This window comes from Mesorhizobium sp. M2C.T.Ca.TU.002.02.1.1, from assembly GCF_003997225.1.
The window spans coordinates 1-9,647 of record NZ_RZTO01000161.1 but is presented as its reverse complement, the minus strand read 5'-3'; the positions used below and the strand labels follow the sequence as shown (position 1 = coordinate 9,647).

General features: G+C 63.2%; 13 protein-coding genes and 1 pseudogene. 8 read left to right on the top strand and 6 right to left on the bottom strand.

All coding sequences use genetic code 11. The features are described 5' to 3' along the window. Positions 1-183, bottom strand: a pseudogene (locus EOD07_RS11475) (aromatic amino acid aminotransferase); the annotation flags it as partial. A gap of 144 nt (positions 184-327) precedes the next feature. Here EOD07_RS11475 and EOD07_RS11470 point away from each other — a divergent pair. The 5 genes from EOD07_RS11470 (at position 328) to EOD07_RS11450 (ending at position 3,823) form a co-directional block, all read left to right on the top strand. Further along, positions 328-849, top strand: coding sequence for a sigma-70 family RNA polymerase sigma factor (locus EOD07_RS11470; RefSeq protein ID WP_244508406.1), 522 nt, complete (start codon positions 328-330; stop codon positions 847-849). After that, positions 846-1,619 carry an anti-sigma factor gene (locus EOD07_RS11465; protein ID WP_041009323.1) on the top strand — a complete coding sequence of 258 codons (774 nt, stop codon included), beginning with the start codon at positions 846-848 and terminating at the stop codon, positions 1,617-1,619. The genes EOD07_RS11470 and EOD07_RS11465 overlap by 4 nt, the downstream gene beginning before the upstream one ends. Before the next feature lie 17 nt (positions 1,620-1,636). Beyond that, positions 1,637-2,353, top strand: coding sequence for a Bax inhibitor-1/YccA family protein (locus EOD07_RS11460; protein WP_040982899.1), 717 nt, complete (start codon positions 1,637-1,639; stop codon positions 2,351-2,353). Between the two features lie 180 nt (positions 2,354-2,533). Further along, positions 2,534-3,409, top strand: coding sequence for an aldose 1-epimerase family protein (locus EOD07_RS11455; protein WP_127235531.1), 876 nt, complete (start codon positions 2,534-2,536; stop codon positions 3,407-3,409). Positions 3,410-3,412: 3 nt separating this feature from the next. Further along, on the top strand, positions 3,413-3,823 hold the full coding sequence (locus EOD07_RS11450) for a hypothetical protein (protein WP_127235530.1): 411 nt from the start codon (positions 3,413-3,415) through the stop codon (positions 3,821-3,823). Between the two features lie 54 nt (positions 3,824-3,877). On the opposite strand, the gene EOD07_RS11445 is transcribed toward EOD07_RS11450, so the two are convergent. Together EOD07_RS11445 and EOD07_RS11440 are read right to left on the bottom strand one after the other, a co-directional pair. Further along, positions 3,878-4,639 (bottom strand): outer membrane beta-barrel protein, encoded by a 762-nt coding sequence (locus EOD07_RS11445; RefSeq protein ID WP_245470050.1) that lies wholly within the window; start codon positions 4,637-4,639, stop codon positions 3,878-3,880. A 365-nt stretch (positions 4,640-5,004) separates the two neighbouring features. Further along, a complete protein-coding gene (locus EOD07_RS11440; protein WP_348627754.1) occupies positions 5,005-5,853 on the bottom strand; it encodes an agmatinase in 849 nt (282 codons plus the stop codon). On the opposite strand from EOD07_RS11440, the gene EOD07_RS11435 reads away from it, so the two are divergent. Both EOD07_RS11435 and EOD07_RS11430 read left to right on the top strand, forming a co-directional pair. Then, entirely contained in the window at positions 5,797-6,597 is an 801-nt protein-coding gene (locus EOD07_RS11435) for a lysozyme inhibitor LprI family protein (protein ID WP_245470047.1), read from the top strand. The two genes, EOD07_RS11440 and EOD07_RS11435, sit on opposite strands and share 57 nt — an antisense overlap. A 47-nt stretch (positions 6,598-6,644) precedes the next feature. Next, positions 6,645-6,962 carry a hypothetical protein gene (locus tag EOD07_RS11430; RefSeq protein WP_127235526.1) on the top strand — a complete coding sequence of 106 codons (318 nt, stop codon included), beginning with the start codon at positions 6,645-6,647 and terminating at the stop codon, positions 6,960-6,962. Here the strand turns inward: EOD07_RS11430 and EOD07_RS38485 are convergent. Continuing rightward, complete coding sequence (locus EOD07_RS38485) at positions 6,937-7,380, bottom strand: hypothetical protein (protein ID WP_245470045.1); 444 nt, start codon at positions 7,378-7,380, stop codon at positions 6,937-6,939. The genes EOD07_RS11430 and EOD07_RS38485 overlap by 26 nt on opposite strands. 8 nt (positions 7,381-7,388) lie before the next feature. Between EOD07_RS38485 and EOD07_RS37595 the strand changes: the two genes are divergently transcribed. Beyond that, a complete protein-coding gene (locus tag EOD07_RS37595) occupies positions 7,389-7,859 on the top strand; it encodes a DUF3658 domain-containing protein (RefSeq protein ID WP_245470044.1) in 471 nt (156 codons plus the stop codon). Between the two features lie 210 nt (positions 7,860-8,069). Here the strand turns inward: EOD07_RS37595 and EOD07_RS11415 are convergent, their stop codons facing one another. Together EOD07_RS11415 and EOD07_RS11410 are read right to left on the bottom strand one after the other, a co-directional pair. After that, positions 8,070-8,891 (bottom strand): MBL fold metallo-hydrolase, encoded by an 822-nt coding sequence (locus EOD07_RS11415; RefSeq protein WP_127235523.1) that lies wholly within the window; start codon positions 8,889-8,891, stop codon positions 8,070-8,072. A gap of 3 nt (positions 8,892-8,894) precedes the next feature. Continuing rightward, positions 8,895-9,647, bottom strand: a 753-nt coding sequence (locus tag EOD07_RS11410) for a TatD family hydrolase (protein ID WP_164772178.1), incomplete at its 5' end; no start/stop codon positions are given.

Genomic DNA, 9,647 nt, shown 5'->3' with positions numbered 1-9,647 from the left:
GTCCTGGCTCGCCAGCAGCCGCTTCTCGGCCTCGCGCACGGCGCGCATCACCGGCGTCCTGCCGTCGATATCCTTGTAGACGCCGACACCGAGATCGACTTTGCCGGGCCGTGGATCGTTGCGATAGAGGCCGATCAGGGCAAGGATCTTGTCGGCGGGCGCGGGCTGCAGGGTCTCGAACATCGATAAGGCTCCAATGGCGGCGGAGTGATACGCAAATCGATCCCGCCGCGCCAGCGGTTTCCGCTGTGCCGGCGACACGAAAAGAAATGCCGGGCAGGGGATTAAAATCCCTACATGCTCCGTAAACAGGGCATGAAACGGTCGATGGCACGCTTCGATATCGTCGGGCAGTTGGGGTCGCTGCGGCGCTACGCGCGCTCGCTGACGCGCGACGGCGCCGATGCCGAGGATCTCGTCCATGACGCGCTGGTGCGCGCCTACGAGCGACGCGCGACCTTTCGCTCGGGCGGCAATCTGCGCGCCTGGCTTCTGGCGATCGTGCACAACATCTTCATCGACCGCATGCGCTCGCGCCGCTCCGAGGCCGCGCGCATCGAACAGGCCGGCCTTGTCGCCGACCAGAGCATGCCGGCGTCGCAGGACCATTCGGTGCGCCTGTCGCAGGTCCGGGAGGCGTTTCTTTCGCTCCCCGAGGAACAGCGCTCGGCCCTCCACCTCGTCGCCATCGAAGGGCTGTCCTATCAGCAGGCCGCCGACGTCATCGGTATCCCGCTCGGAACCTTGATGTCGCGCATCGGCCGCGCGCGTGCCGCGCTGCGCGAAATGGAAGAGGGCACGGCACCGAAAGCCAGGCCTCACCTCAGGATCGTGGGAGACGATCAATGACCGCCATTGTCGACCCCGTAACCGATGCCGACCTCGACGCCTATGTCGACGACCAGTTGGATGTCGCCCGCCGCATCGAGGTCGAGGCGCACCTCGCCGCGCGCCCGGAAGCGGCGGCGCGCGTGATGTCCGATTTGAGGACGCGCGACGAACTGCGCGTCGCGCTTGCCGGACCGGCCGGCAGGGCGCGTCCGGCCACCACGGAAGCAGCGCGGCGGCTGGAAAGGGCGCTTGCCAGGGGACGTATCCTTGCCGTGCTGCAGCGGGCGGCGGCCGCGGCCGTGCTGGTCGCGGCTGGCTGGCTGGCCAACGGCGTCTTCGGACCGATCGCGGTGACCAAGGTGGTCGCCTCGACGCAGCCACCGGCCTATGTCGAGGATGCGGTCAGGGCGCACCGGACGACATTGGTGCGCGAGACAATGCCGTCGCAGGAAGAGGCGCCGGGCTACAATGCCGATGAGATCCGCGCCGCCACCGCAATCGTCATGCCGTCGCTGCCTGGCGACTGGAAGATCCGCGATGTCCAGGTCTATCCCTCGCAATTCGGGCCGAGCGTCGAGGTGGCGGTCGAGACCAAGGACCTCGGTCTTGTCTCGCTGTTCGCCATCAGGCCGGGCACGTTCGACGTGGTGAAACCGACGGTCGCGCCCTCCGGTGACATTTCAACCGCGTATTTCCAGATCGGCGAGGTCGCCTATGCGGTGGTCGGACGCGGCGACGCCGGCAATCTCGACCGCGCCGCCGAGAAACTCGCCAGAACCCTCTACTGAGAACCAAGGAGAACCAAATGAACAGCCCCAATCTCGGATACCGAATGGGCACCGGCGTCCAGGCCGGAGCCGTCTATGACGAGGGCCTGCGCAAGCATATGCTGCGCGTCTACAACTATATGGGCCTCGGCCTCGTCGTCACCGGCCTCGTCGCCTTCTTCGTGGCCTCGACGCCGGCGCTCTATGTGCCGATCTTCTCCAGCCCGCTGAAATGGGTGGTGATGCTGGCGCCGCTCGCCTTTGTCATGCTCTTCTCGTTCAAGATGCAGACCATGTCGGCCTCGGGCGCGCAGGCGATGTTCTGGGCCTTCTGCGCGGTCATGGGCCTGTCGCTCGCCTCCGTGTTCCTGGTCTTCACCTCGACCAGCATCGCGCGCACCTTCTTCATCGCCGCCACGATGTTCGGCGCCACCAGCCTTTACGGCTATACGACCAGGCGCGACCTGACGCAGTTCTCGTCCTTCCTGATCATGGGCCTGATCGGCGTGGTGATCGCGAGCCTGGTCAATTTGTTCCTCGGCTCGACCGCGCTGCAGTTCGCCATCTCGGTGATCGGCATCGCCGTCTTCGTCGGCCTCACCGCCTGGGACACGCAGACCATCAAGGAACAGTATGCGGAGAATTTCGACGCGGAATCGCAGCAGAAGCTCGCCGTCTTCGGTGCCTTCTCGCTCTATCTGAACTTCATCAACATCTTCCAGCTGCTCCTGAATTTCACCGGCGAGCGCGAATAAGCCGGACCGTAGCAGGCAACACTGCTGACCTCGGCATGGCCGGAGGGAAACCTCCGGCCATTTTCTTGTCGATTACGCACCAAGGCGTCCACGACCAAGGTGCGATCTGGCTGCCGCGCTTGAGTTCACGCGTGGCCTTTTGCTAGCCTGCCGGCCAGACCAGCCAGCCGCGAGGACGCAATGGAACAGCTGACGCTTCACGCTGACGGCATCTCGGCGACCATTGTCGGGCAGGGGGCCGAGCTTGTCTCGCTGCGCGATGGCGACGGCATCGAGCTTCTGTGGCAGGCCGGCCCTGCATGGCGCCGTCATTCGCCGGTCCTGTTCCCGATCGTCGGCCGGTTGAAGGGCGATCAGTTGCGGCACCGCGGCCAAACCTATCCGATGACGCAGCATGGCTTTGCTCGCGACAGGCGCTTTGCCTGGGCGGAGCAGGGGCCGGCTTCCTGCACATTGGTCCTGACGGATGACGCCGAGACCCGAACGCACTACCCCTTCGCCTTTCGCCTGGCCATCGGCTACGAGCTCAGCCCCCGGCAGCATGGCGTGACCTTCGAGGTCACCAACACCGGCGACCAGCCGCTGCCGGCCTCGATCGGCGCGCATCCGGCGTTCAACTGGCCGCTGCTGCCGGAACTGTCCAAGGAGGCCTATCGGCTGACGTTCACCGACAACGAGCCGGCGCCGGTGCGCCGCCTGAAGGATGGCCTGCTGCTGCCGGACCCGCAACCGACGCCCATCGAGGGAAAGACGCTGCCGCTTTCCGAAAAACTGTTCGTCGACGACGCTGTCATCCTCGACAAGCCCGTGAGCGGCAGCGTGCGCTACGCCGCCGGGCGCGGGCCGGCGGTCGAGATGTCGTGGCAGGGATTCAACGAGCTGGGTATCTGGTCCAAGCCCGGCGGCGCGCCGTTCCTGTGCATCGAACCCTGGCACGGCATCGCCAGTCCCGTCGATTTCGGCGGCGAGTTTGCCGACAAACCGGGTGTCATGTTGATCGAGCCGGGCGCCCGGCGCGTGCTGAGCTATCGGATTAGCCTCAGCCGGGACTCGTGAGGCATGGCATACGCCATCAAGGTCGAAATCAAGGATCCTCAGGCAGAGACATTCGTCTTCGCTGCCCAGAAAACGATGTATGGCGGCAAGCACATCGTCGAAGGCGACGTCGCCTTCCTGTTCGCCAGCGAGAACGAAGGCGGGCAGGGGCTTGTCGCGCGAGGTGTCGTGACATCCTCCGAGCCCGTCCCGAGACGCGCCGATCTCGAGCGGCAGACGCCGCGGGTCAGCGTTTGCGTCCATCGCACCGCCTTGGCGACAAGACGTTTGGGCCGCGGCGAGCTCAAGCGCCTCAAGGATTGGAAGGATGGCCGGCCCGAGACCGAGCTCAACTTCAAATTCTACCGCCAGGCGACGAACAAGATCGTCGGCCTCTCGGACGCGGCGGCGGCGTTTCTCGATGAGTTTTTCTAAAAAGAAAAGCCCGGCGCGAGCGCCGGGCCAATCCAAACCAGTTTGTCGAGCGGCTCAGTTGCCGAATTTGTAGCTCAGCCGCGCCATGACCGCATCGGCCCGGGCTTTGATCTTGAAAGTCTCCGGATTGTTGCCGTGCTCGCCGTTGTCATCATAGACATTCGGTCCCGTGCCGGTCTTGGATCCAAGATCGATATGCGTGTAGTCGATCCCGAGGATCAGCTTGTCGGTAAGGGCATAGTCGATACCCGCGCCTACAGCATAGCCATTTTGCCATCCGCTTTGGTCGTAGCTCACACCCCGGTTCGCATAACAACAGTCGTGGGCGTTGAAGCTGACTTCACCGCCAGCATAACCGCCCTTGGCATAGACCATGAAGCGATCGAAAGCATAGCCAACCCGACCAACCACCGTTGCGTAGTGCTTCAGCTTAGCGGTCTCGGTATCGCTGTCGGGGAAGTAAGGGCTGGTGATGGTCTTGTCGATTCCGGTGGCGGTCCAGGTCGCTTCCCCGCCGAAGACGATCTGGTTCCATTGGGACTGATAGCCTATGTGCGCGCCACCCGCGATATTTGTATCACTGAAACCGAAGTCTGAGCCTGGCCCTCCCGGAGTGATGATATCGGTGAAAAATCCACCATCCGGCTGCTGTATATCCGTAGCCTTGATGTGGCCATTGGCGACGCCGATATGCGCGCCGGCATAGAAGCCGCTCCAGTCATAGGCCGATCCGGCAACCGGGGCCGTCATGTCCGCGGCCGAGGCTGCGGTCGCGCTGAGTCCTGACAGCGCGGCAATTGCGATAAGTCTCTTCACTGATTCCTCCGATCCACCCAAATCCCATCGGTGATGTGACCATAGTCGAATATTTGAAAATAAAGTGTGACGATTTAGTCTCACTGCTATGAAAATCAACAGCTTAGGTAGTATAAAGTAAAAGATGGGTGGAGCCTGATTATACAATGCTTGCAGCGCCGATAAAAGGTGGTCAGTCGCCTTCGATTCAACAATACAACAAAGTAACATGAAGCAATGGATCGACCGGAACGTTGGAAATCCGATAGTCGCAGCGCGGGGGTCTTCTCAATTTTCTGCGAAACAGGTTCCGGCTTTCTGCAACCAGAAGGCGGTCGAGGAGCCAAATTCGTTCTGGGCTTGGGTAAGGGCAGTCCAAAGGGCCATCAGCCGGCTTGCCGAGTGACGGCGCCTATCACGTTGACGAGAAGTCGCGCCGCGGTCAGCGCCGACAGTTTGTCGATGTCGGCGGGCGGATAGAGCTCGACGAGGTCGAATCCCGCGATCCTCGCTCGCTTGCCGAGGCCGGCGATCAGGTCGATCGCTTGCGTGTACGTCAAGCCGCCGGGCGTACGCGCGGCCACGCCCGGCATGATCGATGGATCGAGGCTGTCGCAATCGAGGGTGACGACGACATGCGCGCCCTGCGGAATATGCAGAAGAGCGGCTTCGACGCCGTGGGCATGGACCTCGCGCGCGGTGACGAAGCGGCTGCCATAGCGCCGCGCCGCCTCGATTTCGCCGACGCGTGCGCTGCCGACGCTGCGCAGGCCGACCTGCACCATGCCGGCCACATGCGCCATCTCGCTCGCCCGGCGCATCGGGCTCGAATAGCCGTTACGCTCGCCATGCACCTCGTCGCGCCAGTCGATATGGGCGTCGATCTGCAGGATCCAGATTGGTCCGTGGCCGGCAAACCCAGCCAGGAACGGAATGACGACGGAATCGTCGCCGCCGAGCAGGATCGGCACGGCCGGCAGGGACAGAACCTCACGCGCCCTCGCCTCGATTCGGGCCCGATTGCCAGCATTGTCATGCATGGTGGTCGAGACATCGCCGGCGTCCACGCAACAGGCCGGTCCGCCATCAAACAGTGGGCCGCCGACGTCGAAGTCCCAGTGCTCCATCAGCGGGGTATCGTCCTGGCTGGCCGCGCGGATGACGCTGGCTGCCAAGGCATGGCCGCCGCTATCTTGGCCCGGATAGGTCGTGCCGTGACCGGCTCCGAAGATCACGGCGCGCAACGTGCGCCCGTCGGCGAGGCGGTCGGGAAGGCCGAGAAAGGAAGGCGAGGCAGTCATTTTCTGGGTGCTTTCATTGTTGCGCCGCGGCGCGATCGCAGCCTGGGGCAGGGTAGTTGCTTCGGCCCCGAGTTTTGCGACAATTCCCGTCTCGCGCAACACAGTGGGGCTACAGCGGTGAAAAGCGTTCTGATGCTGGCGGTTTGTGCTTTGCTCCTTGCCGCCTTGTCGCCGGCGGCGGCCGGGGAGAAACTACGTGCCTCGGACAAGGCAGCACTTGCCGAATGCCTGAAATATGTCGGCGATTTTCAAGGTGACGTTCCCGGCGTGAACGATACGCCGACGCCGGCCATCCATATCGACAACATGGTCAAGCTCGCCGGACACGAGCCTGCCTCGTGCATCAATTACGTGACCGAGCTGTGCTCCTTCGAGAGCGACGATGGCCGATCGCAGCTCGGATTGATCGATTGCGCCAACCGCGAGGTCAGTGTGTGGGAGGATCGTCTCAACACGACCTATGCGGCGCTGATGGCCAAGGCCCAGCCCAAGGCTCGCGACGGCTATCGCAAGATGCAGCGCGCCTGGATTGCCTACCGCGACGCGCGATGCGCGGCGGAAGCGTCCGCCGAAACCGTCAACACCGATCGCCAGAGCAACATCATGGTCAGCTGCGCGCTCGACGCGACGGCCAGGCAGGCGCTGATCCTCGATGATGAGCTGTCGGATCTGCAGTGATCGGGCTGCGATAGTTATTCGAGGTCGTATCGTTTTCCGGAGGTATGATGCCGAAGTTCTCATGGCGGGCAGGGCTCATTTTCGGACTCTGCGCCACGCCGGTGGCCTTGCTGCTAGCGCTCTTCTCCGCCGGATCCGGCCATGGCCACTGGGTGCTGGCGCGCGCGCTCTATCCGATACCCATGCTGGTGACACTGGTGACCGACAAAACTGTCACCAGCCTGTCCGTGGCGCTGGCTCTGGCACAGTTTCCTGCCTATGGAGTAATCGTTGCTCCAGGCGGCAGCATTCGATGGCTGACGCTCGTCCTCGTCCATCTCGTCGCAGTCGCAGCCGCCTTCAGCGGGGTTCTCGACTATTTCTAGGGGGATCGTAGCGGCGGCGGAACACGGATAACTTTGGCGGCAAAGGGCCTGATCCGGGCCTGAACAATAAGGCCTGCGGATGACGAAGCCTGAAAAACCCGTCGTGCACGTGGTCTTCAACATGTCGGCCGCCGGCAGCTTGCGGCACGCGCTCGCTCACATGGGGCGACACGAAACGGTCATCGGGCTGCCGGACGACCTCAGCTTTGGGCCTGTCGACCCTCCCGCGATCGATCTTCGCGCCCGTTGGATGGAAGACGTATTGGGCTTCGAAAGGCGTCCGGACCTCGAACAAGAGGCCGATCTTTTCTGGAGCCGCGCAACGGGCAGGGACATCGCGCCAGTCGCCTGGGTATGCCGGCGAAACGCCCTGGAGTTTGCCGGCTTCCTCGAGTTCGTTTGGCGGATCGGCGATCATCCGTCCGAGTGGTCGACATCACCGAGGTCGAATTCGCGGCCAAGCCCAATCGTTCCGAGTCCGCGACCTGGCGAGCAGGAGCCTTCGGGCTCGTGCCGTCAGACAGCATTGTCAGAGCACGGCTCTTGGAACGTCAGACGACGTTGACCGGACAGGAGCTGCAGGCTTATCGCGATTTGTGGAAAAAGCTTCGTACCGAGAACGCAGCTTTTCGCGTCGTGTCCGACCTTGGCCTTCATTCAGAGCCGATCACGTATTTCGATAGAGCGGTGGCGTCACAAGTGACGGAAGACTGGCAGAAATGCAATCACGTGGTCGGCAAAATCCTTGTCGCTCTGTGGGACGATGGCACTTACTGCGGAGATCTCACGCTCTGGTCGCGGGTCCAGGCGCTTGCGGATGGAGGTGTGTTTGAGATGAAAGGCGACGGCGCGCGAATGCGCGACAGCTTCGTGCGGTTGGCAAGCAGGGCTATGTGACATCGCGCTTTCGGCATCTCCGCTGCCATACGAAAAAGTCGCATAAGATAGATTATGGAACTGAAGTGCTAGGCGCCGGCCAGGGAATTGCCGCGACTTTCGCTATTGGCGACAAACTCTGTGGGCTGGCTGCCGGCGCCGCTTTCACGAAATTCGAGCTACCAGCCAAACGCACGAATGGCCGGCGCGGCACCGACTGAGCAGTTGCCGCTAGCGCTCTGATTTATAAGGAATTTCCACAATCATGCCGTCATAAGCCGGCGCCACATGCTCCGGTGTCTCGGCCGTCACGACGGCATAATCCAGCGGCACATGCATATGCGTCAGCACGGCATTCCTGGGCGCCAGCTTTTCGATCCACTCCAGCGCCTGGCCGAGCGACAGGTGGCTGGGATGGGTGTTGTACTGCAACGCGTCGATCACCAGCATATCGAGGCCGCCCAAACGCTCGACGGTGGCGTCCGGGAAGCCGCTGATATCCGGGCAATAGGCAAGCCCGCCGATGCGGAAGCCGAGCGAGATGATGTCGCCGTGGATCTGCGGCAGAGGCTCGAGGGTGAGGGCGCCCCCCTCGCCTTCGATCACGACCGGTTTCCGGTGGTCGATGATATGGGCGTCGACGATCGGCGGATAAGAGCTGCCGGGCGGCGTCTCGAAGCAATAGCCGAACGCCTGGCGCAGCCGCAGCATGGTCGGCTCGTCGGCATGGATATCGATGCGACGGCGTTGCTCGAGCACATAGCCGCGCAGATCGTCGATGCCGTGGATGTGGTCGGCATGCGGATGCGTGTAGACGACCGCGTCGAGGCGCTTGACGGAAGCGAGCAGCATCTGCTCGCGGAAATCCGGCCCGGTGTCGATGACGACCGTGGTGCGCGCGCCATTGGCGGCAACGCGCTCGACCAGCGCGGCCGTGCGCATGCGCCGGTTCCTCGGATTCTTGGGGTCGCAATTGCCCCAGTCGCCGGTGATGCGCGGCGTGCCGGGCGATGAGCCGCAGCCAAGAACGGTGAAGCGCAGCCGGTCGCTCATGCCTCAGCCCGCCGCCATGTCGGGACGCGGCATCTTGGTGAACAGCCGAAAGAAGTTCCTGGTGGTGATATCGGCGATTTCGGCTTCGCTGACGCCGATGGTTTCGGCAAGCACCTTCGCCGTATTCACCACATAGGCCGGCTCGTTGCGTTTTCCGCGATGCGGGATCGGCGCGAGGTAAGGCGCGTCTGTCTCGACCAGCAGCCTGTCGCGCGGGACGCCGGCGGCGATGGCACGCAGCTCGGCGGAATTCTTGAAGGTCAGGATGCCGGAGAAGGAGACGTAGCCGCCCAGCGCCACGCCGACTTCAGCCAGCCTTCGCCCGGACGAAAAACAATGCAGGATAAAGGGGAAGGCGCCCTTCCCTGTTTCCTCCTCGAGGATCGACGCCACGTCGTCGTCGGCATTGCGCGCATGGATGACCAGCGGCAGACCGGTCCGGCGCGCGGCCGCGATATGGGTGCGAAAACCTTGCGCCTGCGCATCGCGCGGCGCATGGTCGTAAAAATAGTCGAGGCCGGCTTCGCCGATCGCCACCACCTTGGGATGGTCGGAAAGCCGCACCAGCTCGTCGGCGGTCACGTCGAGCTCTTCCGCCGCCTGATGCGGATGGGTGCCGACCGAGCAATAGACCTCGTCGAAAGTCTCAGCGATTTCAAGGATCTGCTGAAATCGCCTCACCCGCGTCGAGATCGTGACCATGCGGCCCACCCCGGCGGCGAGAGCGCGGGCGACGATAGCCGCCCGCTCCTCGGC